Source organism: uncultured Pontibacter sp. (genome assembly GCF_947492645.1).
Classification (GTDB): Bacteria; Bacteroidota; Bacteroidia; order Cytophagales; family Hymenobacteraceae; genus Pontibacter.
Window position 1 is genome coordinate 49,073 of record NZ_CANLMZ010000012.1, and the last position, 18,022, is coordinate 67,094.

The following is an 18,022-nucleotide window of genomic DNA, read 5'->3' on the forward strand; positions in this document are numbered from 1 at the left end:
CTTAATTTTTAACTATCTCCTCGCGCTGCTTTTTCTTAACCCCGTAAGCAATAGCGCCAAGTATAACCACTATCAGAATAATAGAAGAAATAAGCGAGATGGTATTGCCCAGGAAGTATGCCTTTGGCGCAAACTTAAACTCAATGGTATGTTTGCCGGCTGGCACCTGCATGGCACGCAGAATATAATTGGCACGGAAGTGGTCAACTGGTTTTCCATCTAAGTAAGCCTGCCAGCCATCAGCATAGTATACTTCCGAGAACACGACCAAACCATCCTGAGCTGCCTGATATTCATACTTCAGGTTGTTAGGATCGTAAGCCACCAGTTCTATGTTTGCGTTTTCGGCAGAGAATTCCTGCTTTTGCACCGGAAACTTATTTACGTCTATTACGGCTGTGGTACCGGCATCAAACATGGTAAGGGCTTCCAGTTCTTCGTCCGGAGACTGCACCGGCTTTACCTGCTCCACGAACCAGGCGTTGCCAAGCGCACCTGGCACACGCTGCACCGGCTGCTGCGGGTTGCCTGTAATGGCATAGCGGGTGTTCAGCATGCGGTAAACCTCCATGTTGTTTTGAGAGATGTGGCGATCTATCACATCCTGGTAGCGGCGCAGTTTAGCCCCATGGTATCCACCAATAGATTTATGGAAATACGAGGTACGGGCATCGTTAAATGGATTAGGCAAATTGATCACGCGGTAGCTCAGGTCCTTGTCTTGAAGTATGAGCTGGTCGGCCTGTGTTGGCTGGAAGTAGTTGGCCACCACCTGGCGCTGAAAATCATCGTTGTTCAGGTAGCGCTTGTCTACTGACCAGAGATCAACAAGTATAAGTATACCTACTCCGGCTATAGCGACGGTGGCAGACAGTTTATTTTTAACATAGAAGTATAAAACACCGCCTGCCAAAAGTATAAACACTAGTGAGCGTAACGCGTCAGAGCGCATCATACTTTCACGGTCGGCACGAATGGCATCTATCGGAAACTGCGCCTGTATTAACTGCTGATCGGCACCAGACACAAAGCTGGCAGAGCCGGCAAAAAGCCACACCAATAAGCAAAGCCCTCCTGTTATACCACCTGATATCAACAGTTTTTTATCGAGGTCTTTAATCTGCGCATACTCTTTAAACAACCTCCACAAGGCCAACATTGCCAGCAATGGTATGGCAACCTGTGCAATTACCAGCGCCGACGATACTGCCCTGAACTTGTTATACAGCGGGAAGTAATCGAACATGAAGTAGTTAAACGCTTCAAAATTCTTACCCCAGGCCAACACAATAGAAAGCACCGTACCGGCCACCAGCCAACTGGTCCAGCGGCGATCTACTATAAAGAGGCCCAGTATAAACAGGAACACGATAACAGCTCCCACATAAACCGGCCCACTCGTCATGGGCTGAGGGCCCCAGTACATAGGCAATCCTTGCTTTACAATTTGCTCGGCCTGCACAGGTGGTGCACCTAGCTTTAGCAGGGCATTATAGGTTTCAGAGTCGGTATCTAGCGAAGAGCTGCTGCTACCGCCGTAAAAATCAGGAATCAATAAAGTGATGGTTTCGCCTACGCCGTAGCTCCAGTTAAAGGCATACTCGCGGTCAAGGCCGCTGCCTATATTTTCGCCGCTGTTTGGTTGCGTAAGCTCCGACTTGCCGCGTATGCTGTGGGCGCTATACTCTGCGGTAGTATAAAGCCTTCCAAAATTCACGCCTACAGCAAGTATAGCAGCTATCGCCAATACCGCACCTCTTTTAAGCAAGTCTGCGATGGTACCGTGTTTAATTGCATAAAATACCTCAACAATACCAAAAACAACTACCAGCAGCAGCATGTAATAAGTCATCTGCAGGTGGTTAAAATGCAGGTTAAGTGTTAAGCCAAGTGCAAACAGGGCAGCACCCAGCCACAGGTTGCGGCGCAGCGTCACAATTAAACCAGCCAAAACCATTGGGATATAAGCAATCGTAAGCGACTTGGTATTATGCCCTGCCTCTAGTATGATGATGTTGTAGGAGGTAAACGCCAATGCAATAGCGCCTATGATGGCAAGCCAGGAACTCATGCCCATCGCTACAAACAAAATATAGCCACAAAGCAGCGTGATAAAGATATTACCCGCCAGCGCAGGCATATCGAAGGTAAGTATGGTGTGAATCGCTCCTGACCAATCGCCGGGGTAGCGGGTGTTGATAAGGTAAGACGGCATACCGCTGAACATGGAATTTGTCCAGAGGGCTTCTTCGCCGGTTGCCTCACGGTAATCCTGTATCTCTTTGGCGCCGCCTTTAAACTGCAGGATGTCGTGCTGTGAAAGGCCTTTGTCTTCGAATAGAACAGGCGCAAAGTATACCGCCGTCAGAAGTAAAAAAACTGCTACAGCAATAATATGCGGAAGCACATCACGCTTGAAGTTGAAGGGAGTTGTCATATCTTTCAAAAACCTGAAAATAGGAGTTGAAAGATACTAGTTTTATTTTACTTCTTCATAATCGACATACTGCCCGCCATCGAAATCCTTGCGGTCTTTCTGCTCTGGTATGTAGTCTATTTTTACACCGCCTTTGGTTTTTTCTTTGTTCTGCCCATTGTTCCTATGGAAGTCCTGGTAAGCCTGTTGCTGTTGCTTCATGTTGCTATAGAAGAACGTGCCGTTGCGCAGGCTCTTTTTCAGGAATAGGCCGATCAGGAACCTGAATAAGAAGGGTGCCACTAACCGGATAAAGAAGATGATAAGTAGGGTAACGAATATGAATTTGATCATGATAATGCTTTCTTGCTTAACGGATATACTGCAAAAACAGTACCTTTTCTGTTATACAAACCTCTTGCCAATACTTTTGTTTCTGACGTTTTGGCGGTAGCGCTGCAAAGATAAGAAGTATACTTGGTTAATGCTTGGGAGTTTAGCTTAGTTCCGTGGTTGTTTGTGGTATTGATTTATACTTTAGTTGTTGCTGTAATTTTCTGCCTTTCTATCTAGCTGATATTAATCCCCAGCCTTACTTGCCTACCGTTTAACCTTTGGCTTTGGTGCGCTCAAGGCCGCGTGGCCTCGCCTTTGGGCATCGCGCTGTCTATTGAAAGCTGCCTCCGCGCTGCTCCGGCTGCCGCTCACGCGGCACCGCAACAATAGAAGGCGCTCAACCCAAAGACTGGGATTGACACTTCTTCGCCTGGGGCTGTTGCGACAGGGAACAGGTTCCCCTTCCCGGAGGGGGCTGGGGTGGGGTGGGTTCATAGTAGCTTCTGCCCGACCTCCCTGCTACCAAGATCCTTTCAGGATGACAAAGTGAACAAAGCGTTACTATTACAATGACAGCAGAAGCAGTAACCAAAAACTCACCGTCTTACACAAAGTGGGCAGGGGTGGTTGGACCCGGCATTGCAAAAAGTTAAGTATGGAAACTTGTACCACCTCTACTATGGGCTAAATAACCGCGCTATAAGTAAACTTCTTCCTAGCTTAAGGGGAAGCCCTCCGGCAAAAAATCCCTTACCTCCTGCTCCCGCCACCGAAGCTGGCCTGCAGGCCGATTGATGGAATAAAGGTCATGCCGGAAAAACTATGCGTCGCGTTATTTAACAACTTGTAATCGCCGTAATTCTGGTAGTAAACTGTAAGCGCAGGCAGAATGTAGATGTACTTGAAACCAAACTTTGCATTTACGAAAAAGCCGTACGAGCCAAAGCTGTTCTTCTCCATCAGCGGGTTTACTTTGTCTACCTCGCCTCCGGCTTTCTTAAACAGGTCGCCGGGGTCAAAGCCATACTTTATAAACGTGTGGTTGTAAACAGCACCAAAGGCTATACTTCCTGTCTCCTCCTCGGGCCCAAACGATTTACTGAAGATGATGGGAACTGTGATATCCTTACGCTTGGCCGTGAACTGCAGTACCGGCTGTAGCTTATCCAGGAACAGGTTGTCTATCCAATCAGAGCTTTGCCCCGCGTATTGCAGGCCTATGCTGCCGTACCAATCACCAACGCCCGGGTTTTCTGGTGTGCCGGTTGGGCCCATAAACTGGTATTGCGTATCAAACACATGCACCCCAGAGGCAAATTTATACCCAACATCCACGCGTGGCGCTAAGCCGTAGCGCAGGTAAAAATCAAAGGTAGGGCCTACCGGATCCAGGGCATAGGCCAGTAACGCTTTAGTTGCTGTCTCTATCTCGTTGTCGTAATAAACCGAGTCTTTTTTAGAGATGGCGTCCACGGTTGCCTTTGCAATATCATCTAACTGGCCAATAGGCTCTGTGGCAACATTGCCGCCAAAATTTATACCTGCTTTAAACTGGCCGGGAGCCGTTACTTTACCTGAGTTTATGACAGCGCGTGGAGCTGTACAGCCGGCTGCAAGTACCAGCAGCAGCAAAAAGCCCCAAATACTTTTACTCTTTACAAGTATATTCTTCTTCATATTATAAGTTTTTAAGATCAGCGGGAAGTAACAAATTGCTCTACGGCAAAAGCTTTGCGCAGGCTTTCGAAAACATGTCAATTATCCGGCCATATTTGGTTTTAAAGCCACTCCCGCCCATACTTTTTATTTAAATCTCCTGAATAGCATCCCCTTAAAGCTGCAAACAACAATACATCTCCCGGGGATGTACCGAAGCTACTCGCATGGCTATAAAGAAGAAGCCCTTTCCTGAGTTCAGGAAAGGGCTTCTTCTTTATAGCTAGTAATACTATTTACTTAAGTATAGATTACGCTCTGAGTATACTTTGGTAAAGTAATCATCCTGCAGGTCATCAATAAAGTATATAGCCTCACCCGTTGATTTCATCTCTGGGCCAAGCTCCTTGTTTACTTCCGGGAACTTGTTGTAAGAGAATACCGGCACCTTAATCGCATAACCACTCTTGTAAGGACTAAAGTTAAAGTCTTTCACTTTTGCATGCCCAAGCATGATTTTAGTAGCGTAGTTGATGTATGGCTCACGGTACGCTTTGGCAATGAACGGGAATGTACGCGATGCACGAGGATTTGCCTCAATAATGTATACTATCTCATCTTTGATGGCGAACTGTATGTTGATCACACCAACTGTGTTCAGGGCAACCGCTATTTTCTTAGTGTGCTCTTCGATCTGGCGCATTACGTTTTCGCTCAAGTCGAATGGAGGCAACACGGCGTAAGAATCTCCGGAGTGGATACCGGCCGGCTCAATGTGCTCCATGATACCGCAGATATAAACATCCTCTCCGTCGCAAATGGCGTCTGCTTCAGCTTCTATGGCATTATCCAGGAAGTGGTCGAGTAGCACCTTATTACCCGGATGGTCTTTCAGCAGGTCGATTACGTGGGCCTCCAGCTCCTTATTGTTGATCACGATCTTCATGTTCTGCCCACCAAGTACATAGCTCGGGCGCACAAGCAGCGGGAACTTCAATTCCTTGCTCAGCTCCAGCGCCTCCTCGGCTGTCTCGATCACGGCAAACGGTGGATAAGGTATACCCAAATCGCGCAGCAACGATGAGAACGAACCGCGGTCCTCGGCAAGATCAAGTGCCTGGTAGCTTGTACCCATCACTTTTATGCCGTAACGGTCTAGTTTTTCGGCCAGCTTCAGGGCTGTTTGGCCACCCAGCTGCACAATTACACCTTCCGGCTTCTCATGAAGTATGATTTCGTAGATGTGCTCCCAGAATACCGGCTCAAAGTATAGTTTATCCGAAATATCGAAGTCTGTACTTACAGTTTCAGGGTTGCAGTTGATCATGATGGTTTCGTAGCCGCACTCTTTTGCAGCCAACACACCATGTACGCAGCTGTAGTCGAACTCAATACCCTGCCCGATCCTGTTTGGACCAGAACCTAGTACAACTACTTTTTTCTTATCTGAAACAATGCTCTCGTTTTCGCCCTCGTAGGTGCTGTAATAGTATGGCGTGCTGGCTTCGAACTCTGCCGCGCAGGTATCCACCATCTTGTACACGCGGTTTATACCTTTTTCTTTGCGCAGGTTAAACACTTCGCTTTCTCTGCAGCGCAGCAGGTGTGCAATCTGGCGGTCAGCGTAGCCTTTCACTTTTGCCTCGCGCAGCAGCTCAGTTGGTATGGTAGTCAGGTTGTACTTTTCAATTTCCTTCTCCATCATGTCCAGCTCCTCAATCTGCGCCAGGAACCAAGGGTCTATCTTGGTCAGGTTTTGGATGGTATTGGTTGGGATACCAATGCGCATGGCATCTTTTATACTGAACAAGCGGTTCCAGCTTGGGTTCTTCAGGCTATCGATCAGGTAATTGTAATCTGTTTTTTCTTTGCCGTCAGCGCCAATACCGTTTCGCTTGATCTCTAAGCTCTGGCAAGCCTTCTGCAGCGCCTCCTGGAAGGTACGGCCAATGCCCATTACCTCACCCACCGACTTCATCTGTAAACCCAATCTGCGATCTACACCCGGGAACTTATCGAAGTTCCAGCGCGGGATCTTCACGATCACATAATCCAGAGCCGGCTCAAAGTATGCCGATGTAGTTTTGGTGATGGCGTTTTTCAGCTCGTCCAGGTTATAACCTATGGCCAGTTTGGCAGCGATTTTTGCAATTGGGTAACCTGTTGCCTTGGAGGCCAGGGCTGATGAGCGGGAAACACGCGGATTGATTTCGATGGCGATGATCGTGTCATCTTCAGGGCTAACCGAGAACTGCACGTTACAGCCACCTGCAAACTGCCCGATGCCATTCATCATCTTGATGGCCAGGTCGCGCATTTTCTGGTACACGGTGTCTGGCAGCGTCATGGCAGGAGCCACGGTAATAGAGTCGCCGGTATGGATGCCCATCGGATCAAAGTTCTCGATAGAGCAGATGATGATCACGTTGCCCAGGTTGTCGCGAAGCAGCTCCAGTTCATACTCTTTCCAGCCAAGTATACTTTGCTCGATAAGCACTTCGTGTGTTGGTGATGCGTGCAGGCCACGTGTAAGGGCAGCGTCGAACTCATCAGGCGTATTTACAAAACCGCCACCTGTACCGCCTAGTGTAAACGAGGGGCGAATTACCAGCGGGAAACCGATTTCCTGAGCAATCTCCTTGCCCTGCAGAAACGATGTGGCTGTCTCGCCTTTACAAACGTTCACGTCCAGCTCCAGCATTTTCAGGCGGAACTGCTCACGGTCTTCTGTTGTCTCAATGGCTTTGATGTCAACGCCTATAATGCGTACGCCGTATTTCTGCCAAATACCTGCTTTATCGCACTCAATGGCCAGGTTAAGAGCGGTTTGCCCACCCATTGTTGGTAGTACTGCATCAATCTTATGCTTTTCTAAGATCTCTACAATGTACTTCTTCTCCAAAGGCTTCAGGTATACATTGTCCGCTGTTACCGGGTCCGTCATGATAGTGGCCGGGTTGGAGTTGATCAAGGTAACCTCGATGCCCTCTTCTCTTAAGGAGCGGGCAGCCTGAGAGCCTGAATAGTCGAATTCGCAAGCCTGACCAATTACAATAGGCCCAGAGCCTATGATCAGTACAGATTTAATGGAGGTGTCTTTAGGCATGGTATGGTATGTATAAATTGCCCAAAGTTAGCCTAAAATGTTGGGGCTCGCAAAAGGAAAGCCGCTAAACATGATTTTTTTTCAAATCGGGCAATCTCCCTTCCCCTTCGTTAAAATCATGCTCCCGGCTAATCGCCCTCCTCCAGTATAAAAAGCTCGTTTACGGTAATACCAAAGTATGCCGACATTTTAAGCGACAGTAGCGTGGAGGGCAGGTATTTATTTTTCTCGATGGCGTTGATGGTTTGGCGCGTAACCCCCAGCACCTCGGCAAGCTGCTCCTGTGTGATGTCTTTTTTGGCCCGCTCTACTTTAATATTATTCCTCATCTGCTTCCAGGGCCTTGCGGGTTCGGTATAGGTTGTATTTAAAAGATAGGTAGGTATAGAGCAAAAGTAAAAACAGCGCTCCGAGCATGCCGCCTGCATCGGGCATTCCTATACTTTTTCCTCTTATTAAAGCCATTATACTACCAAAGACTGGCAACCACAGTATAGCCATGATCAGGAAAAAGACACCACTTACAAAAGCTTTGTAGCGCAGGTTCTGCACCATTTCGTCTTCCTGCTTCTCTTCCGAAAAAACAAGTAATGCCATCCCGATTATGATAGGGTAATACACCATCGCATCATTCCATTTATCAAAAAAAGATATGGAATTTGTGATCAAGCCTGTAGTTTTTAATAAATAAACTATACCTGCTACTACAGGCAAACCTGCTATCAGCACCCATTTGCCTGTTTGCTTGTATTTGTAAGGCAGCAATCTTACATGATAAAGCTGGTCTTCCATAAATGTTCGGTTTGTATAGTTAACGTTACCAAATGTAAAATATATTATACACAAAGAAAGTTATTATTTACATAAAGTAAAAATTTTAGTGCTGCAAGTATAAAAATATTGCTTGCAATTAAACTTACATGTACAAACAATGCCGCAACATTGAGAGTAGACTAAGTATAACTTAAGCAATTACTAAAATGGAAAATCCACAAGATGATATCATCACAAACGCTGCTGAAGGCAAACGCTTACCAGATGAGAACCCAGAGCCTTTGGAGGGGGTGAAGAAAGACGAGGTAGAAACCAAGCCTGTAAACATTGTAGATAACGAGCATGAAGGCAAGGAAGAAGCAGGCAACATAGCAGCCAAAGAAGAGAAAGATACCCGCGAACTGGACGGCAGCAACGCCAACAACATGAGAACAAAATAAATTCATCTCCCCTTTTAACAAAGCCATCTTTACACAGATGGCTTTGCTGTTTAAACAAGCATTAAGAAACATAGCAAGAGCCACTTAAAAAAGCTTCTGAACAACTCGATTTTATATGAACTTTATCATTTAAAACTTTGATTATTAGAGAATAATAGTTAACATTACTATATGTAACTGCACCCTTAAACCCTGCCCAATGGTATGTTTTGATTCAAAATATTTGCGCGTCGAGCTTTATGAAGGACCTAACATTTTGGTATCACAGTGGTATGACAAATGCACTAGCGAACAATACAGAGAGGCTCTATTAAAATTCAACTCTTACATCAGGTTGTACAATGTACCTTACGCCATAGCAGACAGGCGCCTGATCTCTGAATTATCTGATGAGGACACAGACTGGACGCTGAATAATTTCCTGGAACTGTTCGTGCAGCTGCCTTTAAAGCGGTACGCCGTTCTAAACTCCTTCGACGAGGCTGCTGCCGGTCATCTCAAAAGATTTCTAAACGATAAACATCACCCCATTCCGTTTGAGGTACAGGAGTTCGAAGATCTTACCTCGGCCTATGATTGGTTGGTTTCTGTAGAAGCTTAGCTCCGGTTATCAGGTCTTTTCACTTTGTTTTGGCTTCTCCCTCCTGCAGGCACAGGTGCCATTGCATTAGCGTACTTTAAAACCCAGCTTTCTATAGCTGCGACTTCCCAAAGCGTTGCTGCCCATACTTGTAAGTTAGCTGTACAGATACGCAAGCCCCTCCTTTGGCAGCTTTACCCGGATCTGTTTATACTTTAAATTTGATTTCCGGGCTACAAGTAATAAAAGGCATTCCTTATATTACGCTTCTGATATCATCAAAACTTTATGCTTTATACTTTACTGAGGCTTATTTACAAAATTGGCCTCCAGGTGTTCTTCAGGAAATTTGAGGTACGCAACCGCCACCTCATCCCCAAGCAAGGTCCTTTGCTGGTAGTATCTAACCACCCCAACACTTTCATGGACCCAATCGTGACGGCATCGTTGCTGGAGCAGCCTGTGTTTTTTATTGCCAAGAGCACCGTGTTTGGAGGCAAAGTACAGAATTGGATGCTGCGCAAAATGCACCTGATACCTATAAACCGCCGCGAAGACAATCCTGACCAGGCCATTAGCAACGACGAAGCTTTTGCAGCAAGCTTTGAGGCCTTAAAGCAAAAGAAAACCATACTTATTTTTCCGGAGGGCAACAGCTTTAACCAACGCCGCTTACGCAAGCTAAAAACTGGCACGGCCCGAATTGCGCTGGGCGTAGAAGCCGAAAACATGCATACACTTGGTCTTAAAATCTTGCCTGTCGGATTAAATTACGCTGCCCCTACACGTTTCCGGAGCAATGTGTTTGTAAACATTGGCGAGCCTATAAATGTGGCTGATTATGCCGTCCTTTTTCAGGAACATGCCCAGGATGCCGTGCTTGCCTTAACCAATGAGATGAAGGAGCAGATGGAAAAGCTTATCATCCATACACCAACCGACGAAGAGGACGAACTGGCAAAGCAAGTGGAAGAGCTGTATAAAGCGCAGATTGCAGCAACGGCCCCGGCTACCGCCCCTCCCCACGAGCATGACTTTATACTTACAAAGGCAATTGTTAAAAGTATAAATTACTTTAGCCAGGCTGCCCCTGCACGTGTAGCCGCACTAAAACAAAATATAAATGTATACATGTTGCAGCTAAAGCGGCTCCGCCTGCAGGATGCCATACTGGGCAAGGGCCATGATGCTATCATCCGCCACAGCGTTATCAACTTGTTGTACCTGGTACTTGGCTTTCCGGTGTATGTGTTTGGCTTACTGCACAATTACCTGCCCTACATTATACCATCTAAGGTGGCACGGGCCGCTACAAAAGAAGAGGAGTGGTACGCCCCCATTATGCTTACTACAGGTATTTTTACGTTTCCGCTGTTTTACGCCCTGGAGGTGTGGCTGGTGGCAAAGTTCTTGGCCCCTGGGGCACCATGGCTGCTTTTATACTTGCTAAGCTTACCCCTAAGCGGCTTTTTTACGCTTGCCTACTGGAACGGTGTGCTGCAAACGCAAGAGCATTGGCTGCTGCTGCGCCTGTTCTTTAAAAGGCAAGATATAGTGAATGACCTACGGGAGCAACGCAAAGCCATCATAGCTGAACTGGAGCAAGCCAGGCAGGAGTATTTGCAGAAAAACTAGAGTGCGCATTACGCAAACCAGACATTTTTGCACACTATTTTACATAGTAATTTGGTATATAAATACCAGATTATACCCTGTTTACTTAAAACAAGTCTTTATCCGAACGCTATTTAGCCGTAAAATCCCACCGTTTTTGAATATAGCTCGTAAAAGTTCTAGACTAAACAAACTAATACAATTTTAATTTGAACTTAAACGCTATGAAACACAACTTTTTGAATTACTGCGCATCGTCTTTTGTTGCGGCCGCTCTTTTATTTGGCTGCTCCAGTACCGATACAACTACAGATACCAACGGTACAGATACTACTGATGATTACGGTACCACAACTGGTACAACTACAGGCACCACGACCGGAACCACAACTGGCACAACCACGGGAACCACGACTGGTACCACCGGCACAACAACTGGTATGACTACCGGTACAACAACGGGCACTACTACTGGTACGACTACCGGTACAACCACGGGAACCACGACCGGCACGACGACTGGAACTACCACAGGTACAACAGGCACTACTACTGGCATGACAACGGGTACGACGACCGGAACAACAACTGGTACTACAACAGGAACCACGACTGGCACAACAACTGGAACTACAACTGGTACAACTACCGGAACTACCACAAACTAGCAGCCGGTAAAGTATAATTAGTATAAAAGCAAAAAGGCAAGCTCCACGAGAATTTGCCTTTTTGCTTTTACTCATTCTTAGCAGGAGCTCCAAATGAAATACCTCGCACTTTACTTCCGCAAAGTTTTTACAGTAGACCTGCGCGCGCTGGCTGTTATGCGGATATGGATTGCCGGTATCGTATTAACAGACTTAGCAATCAGGGCAACAGATTTAGAAGCGCATTACTCTAATATGGGTGTGCTGCCGCTGCATGTGTTGCACAAGCACTTATGGCTGCCCCACTTTTTCTCTTTCCATACTTTAAGCGGCCTTTGGCAGTTCCAGGTGGTGCTGTTTATACTTGCAGCCTTTTTTGCCTGCTGGATGCTGGTGGGTTATAAAACCCGTATAGCAACCATTGCAAGCTGGCTCCTGCTGATGTCGCTGCAAAACCGCAACCTGCTTATAGGCCAGGGCGGAGATGACCTGCTTCGGATGCTTTTATTCTGGGGCATGTTTTTACCGTGGGGCCGCCACTATTCTTACGATGCTGCACAAAACCCAAAACTCACACCCTCCGACAACAGTTATTTAAGCCCGGCCACCGTTGCCTATATTGTGCAGGTTGGGCTGGTATACTTTAGCACGGCACTACTCAAAAACTCACCCGAATGGACTACCGAAGGCACAGCACTTTACTATGCCCTTAGCCTGGACCAGATACTGATGCCGGTGGGGCGCCTGATATACCAGTACCCTGACCTGCTGCGCATACTCACTTTAACTGCATACTATACCGAGTTGCTGTTACCTTTCCTGCTGCTTATACCGATATACAATAATTTCTTCCGGATGGTGGTGGTGCTGGTGCTGGTAGGCTTCCATATAAGTATCAGCTTAACGCTATTTGTAGGCCTGTTCTACCTCATCAACATTGCTTCTGTTGCCGGGCTGGTGCCTGGGCCGGTTATGGATTGGGTTGATAAACGGTTTCTTACTTCGCTGCGCAGGCCCCGAACCGGGCAATTTAAAAAGCTGTTTGAAAAGCTCAGGCAGCCATCTCCGGTAAGCCTGCAGGTGCAACTGCGCACACCCCAGCTACCAAAGCACCTCATGCCTCAACTCCGGAACACGTTTGTATCGGTTGCGCTGCTTTACTGCATCTGGTGGAACTTAAGCGGCACACATCTGGCAATTCCTAAAATCCCGGATAGTAGCCGTTGGTTTGGCTACCTGTTGCGCCTTGACCAGCATTGGGGCATGTTTGCACCCGTTGTGTTTAAAGACGATGGCTGGTATGTGTTGGAAGGGCAAACAGCCGACGGCAAAAGGATAGACATCAACCAGCAAGGCAAAGAAGTTGATCATGCCAAACCTGCCTCTGTTGTATCGCTGTTCAAGAACGACCGCTGGCGCAAATACTCTGAAAATTACCTTTACATTCATAACACCTACGCCAGACCGTATTACTGCAATTATTTAGTGCGGCGATGGAATGAGGCTCACCCGCAGCAACAAATATCGCAGCTGGAAGTTGTGTACATGAAAGAGCCATCCTTGCCTGATTACCAGGTTGCAACCCCCACCAGAGAAGTGCTGTGCAAGTGTGCAAACCTACCCGAGTAGTATAAGCAAGTTCATCAAAAAGAGCTTATACTCCGTAAAAGCAACTAACTAACATTTAAACCTGAATTACTATGAGAAGAAGATATGCATTTTTAATGGCCGGGGCATTATTTACCGCAACAGCCATAACCGCTTGCAGCTCCGATAATACAACCGGAGTAGAAACCGACACAACAGAAAACAAAGTAAATGGCATGCAGAACGAGGGCATGGAAGGCATGGATAGTATGGAAGGAGACACGGCTACAGAAAACATCAGCCCAACAGACACCTCTACTGTGCAGCGCAGCAACACACCCCCAACCATGTAAACTACTAGCGTATAAAAAGGCAGGGGCAGGTACTTCTAAGTACCTGCCCCTGCCTTTTTATACTTCTGCCTTATTCGTCGTCGTCGTTGTTGCCCAGGGCATAGCCCAAAGCTGCAGCTACTAAACCACCCAGCAAATAATAGCTCACCGTCATTACCTGTGTTTTAGTTGTTCTGTTGCTTGGCTGTTCGCCTAAGCCTAGCGGGCCTGGCAGCAGCAAAGCGCCTGCACCTGCAGCAGCACCTAAGGCAGCTCCGCGCCACCATGCACTACTGCCTGTACCAGCCAGGCTATAGTATAACGAGTTTGAAATAACATCACCAGCAAGAGCCCATGTATGCAATTCTTCTTTATCCTGAGGTGGTTGTTCGTCAGCTTTGGTCATTAGCTTTTCGATAGAGCGCATCCCGAGCACATCCATACGAGGAGCATCCGGCACAAACCTGCGCAATGTTTCGTGTACCACAGTTAGCACTACGGCACCCGCCAACCCGCTGGCCATAGCTTTTAGTGCGTTGTTCATAGTTTACTTTTTTAGTTTTCTTGTTCTGATCATTCTTTTAACTGAAGACAACAGCAAAGGTTATACTTAGAGGCTAGCCTATCACTTTTACCACTAGTGCTTCCACGCTGTCTTCCCCAATCTTTCTTTCATCGGTGGGGCTATCAAACACAATGAGCACATGCTTATCGTCAAACACGGCGAGCCCTTCGGCTTTGTCCTTGCCGGTATTATCTCCTGTGCCATGCGGTACCTCGTGCAGGCGCTCCAGCTCGTTGTGGTGCACCATGTGCTCTGTTTTACCAACCAATGCGCCTGGCCAACGGTAAATAGCTATTACACCATCCAAGTCCATAGTTGGGCCTGCCAGCAGGTAAATATCTTCCCCGAAAACGCGCAACTCCCGGATACCCTTGCCGCGCAGGTTAAGGAAATGTTTTTTATAGTGGTGTTCGCTTGTTAGTTTCTTCAGGTGCAGCCTGCCTTTTTCATCTTCTTCTACCTCCACCTCCAGTATAACAGCCCAACCTCTAAGCACAGGGCCGCGCAACCCAAGGTAAATGCGTTTGCCACACGTAGCCAGTCCCTCAATGTCAAATCCGTTGTCTTTACCGGGTATGTTCATAAACGGCCCCAGGTGCTCATCCTGCTGCAACACTTCCGTAAGCAGGCTGCTGGTTGTGTTGCCGTGCAATTGGGCAGCCCTCAGTTTCTGACCTGGGTTCTGAGGGTTATCAACTTCTTTATATAGCTCATAATGCCCTGTGGCTTCGTTTTTTAGTATCGGGATGCGCGCCAGCACATAGCGATTAGGGTCGCTGGTTACTTCTGCCAGGCGCTTAATCTGCTTTTTTATACTTTGGTGCCGCTTGGGCTTCCGGCGTTTTAAACTATGAGAGCCAATGAGCCACAGGTAGTTGTTTGCCATACCTATGCCTTCTATGTCTATCTCGCTTTTATCTTCTGCAGGCAGGTCCAGGTAATCGGCAAGCTCAAAAGAAGTATGATCCGCAAAAGAGCCATCCTGCTGCACCGATAGCCGCTCTATGGTGGTTCTCTCGTCGCAGCTAAGCCACAGGTCGTTTTCGGTACGGAATGCTGCCGACAGCCCGTCGCGCACATGCTTGCCGTTTACAATACTTAAGTCGTGCTTAAACTGAAGTATAACTTTGTTTGCCATCCTATAATCTGGTTTAATGTACTATACGCTATTCTAAAAACTGATGCAGCCACAGGCCCTCCAATGTATAAAGCTATACTTAAATGCTTAAGCACAAAAAAGCGCCGGACAATATTGCCCGGCGCTTCTGCTTTGTTTTAAATCAGCCTTACTTATCTTCTGCCTATGTTAGGTGAGCCAGAAGTGCCTCCTTTGTTTGTTTTTAACTGCTTAGAAGCTATCGAGCTAACTTTGTTTTTGATGTTTGATTTATTCTTTGAGCCCATTGCCAACCAACCCGCGCCTAATGCCAATAGTGAGCCGCCAATTACTTTTTGCGTAGTGCTCATGCTGTTTACTTTTTGCATGGCGGTACTGCCAAACTGCTGCAGTTTATCCTGCATGTTTTTCATGCCTGCTTGTCCTGATGTGCCTTGCTGGCTGCTGCGGCCCTGCATTGAGTTTGCGCTGCTTCCACTTGTGTTTGACTGACCAGACTGAGAAGAAGCGCCGCTTAAGTTAGAAGCCGATGACGACGTACTACTTGCACCAGTTGTGCTGCTACCGCTTCTGTTCTGCGATGAGCCAGACGGCTGACTGCTGTTACTTGCAGAGCTTTGTGTACCGCTGTTCTGAGCAGATGGGTTATTTCTAGACTGTGACTGTGAATTTCTATTGTTCGAATTATTTTGATTGTTTTCCATGGTTTATCAACATTAAGTTTATTTTCTTCAGCACTCTTCTCTTCCACACCAGCCCGGTAAGCTAGTAATTGGAAGAGCACCAGACTTATTCTATCGCTAAAATTGGCTAAGGGTTGCGTTTATAAGCTTAATTATATAAAAGAACCTTCTAAATCCATTTATATTTATATATATCCAAAATATACTTTAAGCGCCTTATTTTGAATCCGGCCTTATTTTTAGTGCAATTTTAACCACCAAAGCCTTTCAGGTGCGTCGCCTTTAAATTTGACATCGTTTTTGCCGCCTTCTCCCATGCTTTTGCTTCTTGCCCAGGTTTTGCACGCGCTGTAGAACCATGTACAACCTGAGCATCTTGACTCCTTGGGGCTTGTATTATAGGTCTAAAATCGTGATCTGAAGATTAGGGAAACCGGGTATGTGTTTCGTAGGCTAATGTATACTTGCTGCTCTCCCATATTCAGTTGTGGGTGCTAAAGGCTTTTCTTGAGTTGATTTACTGCAGGGTAGTATGATCTACAGTAACGTTAAAACTATCATAAAAATATTTCGGGATGGAGTGCTACAAGAGCAACAGCGTATAAAAGCTGCGGTAGATGTTTGCTTTGCAACACAGCAAGCACGACATCTTGTACAGAAAGTATGAGCTACGAACGGTTGTTAAGCGGCGCCTTATTTTTGCGGTACATCATTACCTCTACCAGGCTTATACCCACCAACATCCAAAGCAGCCCCAATAAGTAGCCGGCCAGCACATCCGACAGGTAGTGCACCCCCAGGTATATTCTGCTGAACCCAACCAGTAACGTAAGTATAAAAGCCAGCCAGAGGTAAAGGTTTCTGTAAGGGCTTTTGTTGTAGTGCCTGTACAGGAAGTAGGCCAGCAAACCATACAAGGCCAGCGCCGTGGTAGCGTGCCCGCTCGGGAAGGAGTAATGCTCTACCTCGTAATAAGCTACATCGGCAGGACGGGCGCGGCTGATAAATGTTTTGCCATACCTTACAGACAAGCCCAGGCCGGCCATCACTATCCAGAAAACAACTATAGCTGCATAGCGCCTGCGGTACAAGAAAATGCCAGTAGCAACTGCGCCCACTACAAACACCGCATTGCGCTCCCCAAGCTTGGTTAGCATAAAGAAAAACTCACTAAGCCAAGGCGATCTTGCGCTGTACAATTGAGAAGTAAACGTATGGTCTGTTACCACAATCCACTCTGCATCCATTACGCTCTCGGTAAGTTCTGAAAGCAGGCTTACATTGACATAAGCCACCACTAACAGCAAGGTTAAAGGCAAGCCAACAAAGCTCTTTGTGTAAAACCGGTTACCTATAAAAGCGGCCACCCTCGGAAATTTCTGCTGAAAAGACCTGACAGGCGACTGCTCTAAAAACCAGCGCTTTGCTCTGCGTACTTTGTGGGATAAGGGATTTTTCATGTTCCGTTTAACTTGATTAAGCTATACGCACCCTTTAAGGTTTGTTTTCCGGATGGTGCTGTTGCCTGCAATTTAATACCTGTACACCCTTAAAATTCAGCTATAAGACAACTATAGCCTTCTAAATAAAGTACATATTTAGTATGAAGGGGATGAATCAAGTGTTTGATAAGATAATGCTCGCAACAGGAATAGCTTTACTGCTCTTGTTCTGGTGGCAGTTTCCGGCCATGCCCTCTCCCGACAGACAGCATTACGCATTTCACACTTCTCCTGCCGAGGTAACTGCCTCTACATCTAAATGGACTTATTTAAAGCCAGATAAGACACTTACGCCACGCCAGGTTGTACGCATACAGATGCGCGCACTCCAGGAAAACGATCACCAGGACAGCGGCATTATTACGGTGTTCAACTTCTCGTCGCCTAAAAACAAAATGCATATCGGCCCCTTAAACCAGTTCAGATTAATTGTGCGCGATCCTGCCTATCGTACTATGCTAAACTTTAAAAGTTACAAAACCGGGCAGTTAGTGATTACAGAAGACAAGGCGTACCAGTTAGTGGTGATTACCGGCAGAGATGGAACAAAAGATGCGTACCTTTTTATACTTGCCAAACAACGCAAGGGTACTTACAAAGGCTGCTGGATGACAGAGGGCATTGCACGTATGGAACCACCCAGGCAAACCAGCTTAACGTAACAGCG

17 protein-coding genes are annotated in these 18,022 nt (G+C 46.8%); 7 read left to right on the top strand and 10 right to left on the bottom strand.

The features are described from left to right. Window position 1: 1 nt before the first annotated feature. The 6 genes from Q1A23_RS17540 to Q1A23_RS17565 form a co-directional block, all read right to left on the bottom strand. Window positions 2-2,437, bottom strand: a complete 2,436-nt coding sequence (locus tag Q1A23_RS17540) for a YfhO family protein (protein WP_299825941.1) — start codon at window positions 2,435-2,437, stop codon at window positions 2-4. A gap of 42 nt (window positions 2,438-2,479) precedes the next feature. Continuing rightward, entirely contained in the window at window positions 2,480-2,770 is a 291-nt protein-coding gene (locus tag Q1A23_RS17545; protein ID WP_299825854.1) for a DUF4834 family protein, read from the bottom strand. 732 nt (window positions 2,771-3,502) lie between these two features. Then, complete coding sequence (locus tag Q1A23_RS17550) at window positions 3,503-4,429, bottom strand: hypothetical protein (RefSeq protein ID WP_299825857.1); 927 nt, start codon at window positions 4,427-4,429, stop codon at window positions 3,503-3,505. A 271-nt stretch (window positions 4,430-4,700) separates the two neighbouring features. Next, window positions 4,701-7,514, bottom strand: coding sequence for a carbamoyl-phosphate synthase large subunit (carB, locus tag Q1A23_RS17555; protein WP_299825859.1), 2,814 nt, complete (start codon window positions 7,512-7,514; stop codon window positions 4,701-4,703). Between the two features lie 128 nt (window positions 7,515-7,642). Next, a complete protein-coding gene (locus Q1A23_RS17560) occupies window positions 7,643-7,843 on the bottom strand; it encodes a helix-turn-helix transcriptional regulator (RefSeq protein WP_299825862.1) in 201 nt (66 codons plus the stop codon). Then, window positions 7,833-8,306 (bottom strand): hypothetical protein, encoded by a 474-nt coding sequence (locus tag Q1A23_RS17565; protein WP_299825865.1) that lies wholly within the window; start codon window positions 8,304-8,306, stop codon window positions 7,833-7,835. Before Q1A23_RS17565 ends, Q1A23_RS17560 begins: the two co-directional genes overlap by 11 nt. A 188-nt stretch (window positions 8,307-8,494) precedes the next feature. Between Q1A23_RS17565 and Q1A23_RS17570 the strand changes: the two genes are divergently transcribed. From Q1A23_RS17570 to Q1A23_RS17595, 6 genes are all read left to right on the top strand, one after another. Continuing rightward, complete coding sequence (locus Q1A23_RS17570) at window positions 8,495-8,728, top strand: hypothetical protein (RefSeq protein ID WP_299825867.1); 234 nt, start codon at window positions 8,495-8,497, stop codon at window positions 8,726-8,728. Between the two features lie 256 nt (window positions 8,729-8,984). Next, a complete protein-coding gene (locus Q1A23_RS17575; protein ID WP_299825870.1) occupies window positions 8,985-9,329 on the top strand; it encodes a hypothetical protein in 345 nt (114 codons plus the stop codon). 267 nt (window positions 9,330-9,596) lie between these two features. Then, window positions 9,597-10,943, top strand: a complete 1,347-nt coding sequence (locus Q1A23_RS17580; RefSeq protein ID WP_299825873.1) for a lysophospholipid acyltransferase family protein — start codon at window positions 9,597-9,599, stop codon at window positions 10,941-10,943. Window positions 10,944-11,146: 203 nt separating this feature from the next. Continuing rightward, a complete protein-coding gene (locus Q1A23_RS17585; protein WP_299825875.1) occupies window positions 11,147-11,590 on the top strand; it encodes a hypothetical protein in 444 nt (147 codons plus the stop codon). Window positions 11,591-11,683: 93 nt separating this feature from the next. Then, window positions 11,684-13,198, top strand: coding sequence for an HTTM domain-containing protein (locus Q1A23_RS17590; protein WP_299825878.1), 1,515 nt, complete (start codon window positions 11,684-11,686; stop codon window positions 13,196-13,198). 71 nt (window positions 13,199-13,269) lie between these two features. Continuing rightward, a complete protein-coding gene (locus Q1A23_RS17595; RefSeq protein ID WP_299825881.1) occupies window positions 13,270-13,509 on the top strand; it encodes a hypothetical protein in 240 nt (79 codons plus the stop codon). A gap of 70 nt (window positions 13,510-13,579) precedes the next feature. Here Q1A23_RS17595 and Q1A23_RS17600 read toward each other — a convergent pair whose 3' ends face one another. The 4 genes from Q1A23_RS17600 to Q1A23_RS17615 form a co-directional block, all read right to left on the bottom strand. After that, on the bottom strand, window positions 13,580-14,032 hold the full coding sequence (locus Q1A23_RS17600; RefSeq protein WP_299825884.1) for a hypothetical protein: 453 nt from the start codon (window positions 14,030-14,032) through the stop codon (window positions 13,580-13,582). Window positions 14,033-14,105: 73 nt separating this feature from the next. Continuing rightward, window positions 14,106-15,191, bottom strand: a complete 1,086-nt coding sequence (locus Q1A23_RS17605; protein ID WP_299825887.1) for a DUF3616 domain-containing protein — start codon at window positions 15,189-15,191, stop codon at window positions 14,106-14,108. A 152-nt stretch (window positions 15,192-15,343) separates the two neighbouring features. Then, window positions 15,344-15,874 carry a hypothetical protein gene (locus Q1A23_RS17610; RefSeq protein WP_299825890.1) on the bottom strand — a complete coding sequence of 177 codons (531 nt, stop codon included), beginning with the start codon at window positions 15,872-15,874 and terminating at the stop codon, window positions 15,344-15,346. A 647-nt stretch (window positions 15,875-16,521) separates the two neighbouring features. Continuing rightward, entirely contained in the window at window positions 16,522-17,313 is a 792-nt protein-coding gene (locus tag Q1A23_RS17615) for a phosphatase PAP2 family protein (RefSeq protein WP_299825892.1), read from the bottom strand. Between the two features lie 143 nt (window positions 17,314-17,456). Here Q1A23_RS17615 and Q1A23_RS17620 point away from each other — a divergent pair, with 143 nt between their 5' ends. Beyond that, the gene (locus tag Q1A23_RS17620; protein ID WP_299825894.1) at window positions 17,457-18,017 is read left to right on the top strand and encodes a DUF4864 domain-containing protein; all 561 of its coding nucleotides are present in this window, start codon (window positions 17,457-17,459) and stop codon (window positions 18,015-18,017) included. Window positions 18,018-18,022 lie beyond the last annotated feature (5 nt).

Excerpts from the sequence above, each read along its gene's own strand:
- Q1A23_RS17565 (WP_299825865.1), bottom strand. The coding sequence starts at position 8,306 with ATGGAAGACCAGCTTTATCATGTAAGATTGCTGCCTTACAAATACAAG.
- Q1A23_RS17545 (WP_299825854.1), bottom strand. The coding sequence starts at position 2,770 with ATGATCAAATTCATATTCGTTACCCTACTTATCATCTTCTTTATCCGG.
- Q1A23_RS17550 (WP_299825857.1), bottom strand. The coding sequence starts at position 4,429 with ATGAAGAAGAATATACTTGTAAAGAGTAAAAGTATTTGGGGCTTTTTG.
- Q1A23_RS17560 (WP_299825862.1), bottom strand. The coding sequence starts at position 7,843 with ATGAGGAATAATATTAAAGTAGAGCGGGCCAAAAAAGACATCACACAG.
- Q1A23_RS17580 (WP_299825873.1), top strand. The coding sequence starts at position 9,597 with ATGCTTTATACTTTACTGAGGCTTATTTACAAAATTGGCCTCCAGGTG.
- Q1A23_RS17540 (WP_299825941.1), bottom strand. The coding sequence starts at position 2,437 with ATGACAACTCCCTTCAACTTCAAGCGTGATGTGCTTCCGCATATTATT.
- Q1A23_RS17605 (WP_299825887.1), bottom strand. The coding sequence starts at position 15,191 with ATGGCAAACAAAGTTATACTTCAGTTTAAGCACGACTTAAGTATTGTA.
- Q1A23_RS17595 (WP_299825881.1), top strand. The coding sequence starts at position 13,270 with ATGAGAAGAAGATATGCATTTTTAATGGCCGGGGCATTATTTACCGCA.
- Q1A23_RS17570 (WP_299825867.1), top strand. The coding sequence starts at position 8,495 with ATGGAAAATCCACAAGATGATATCATCACAAACGCTGCTGAAGGCAAA.
- Q1A23_RS17585 (WP_299825875.1), top strand. The coding sequence starts at position 11,147 with ATGAAACACAACTTTTTGAATTACTGCGCATCGTCTTTTGTTGCGGCC.
- Q1A23_RS17615 (WP_299825892.1), bottom strand. The coding sequence starts at position 17,313 with ATGAAAAATCCCTTATCCCACAAAGTACGCAGAGCAAAGCGCTGGTTT.
- Q1A23_RS17610 (WP_299825890.1), bottom strand. The coding sequence starts at position 15,874 with ATGGAAAACAATCAAAATAATTCGAACAATAGAAATTCACAGTCACAG.
- Q1A23_RS17590 (WP_299825878.1), top strand. The coding sequence starts at position 11,684 with ATGAAATACCTCGCACTTTACTTCCGCAAAGTTTTTACAGTAGACCTG.
- carB (WP_299825859.1), bottom strand. The coding sequence starts at position 7,514 with ATGCCTAAAGACACCTCCATTAAATCTGTACTGATCATAGGCTCTGGG.
- Q1A23_RS17620 (WP_299825894.1), top strand. The coding sequence starts at position 17,457 with ATGAAGGGGATGAATCAAGTGTTTGATAAGATAATGCTCGCAACAGGA.
- Q1A23_RS17600 (WP_299825884.1), bottom strand. The coding sequence starts at position 14,032 with ATGAACAACGCACTAAAAGCTATGGCCAGCGGGTTGGCGGGTGCCGTA.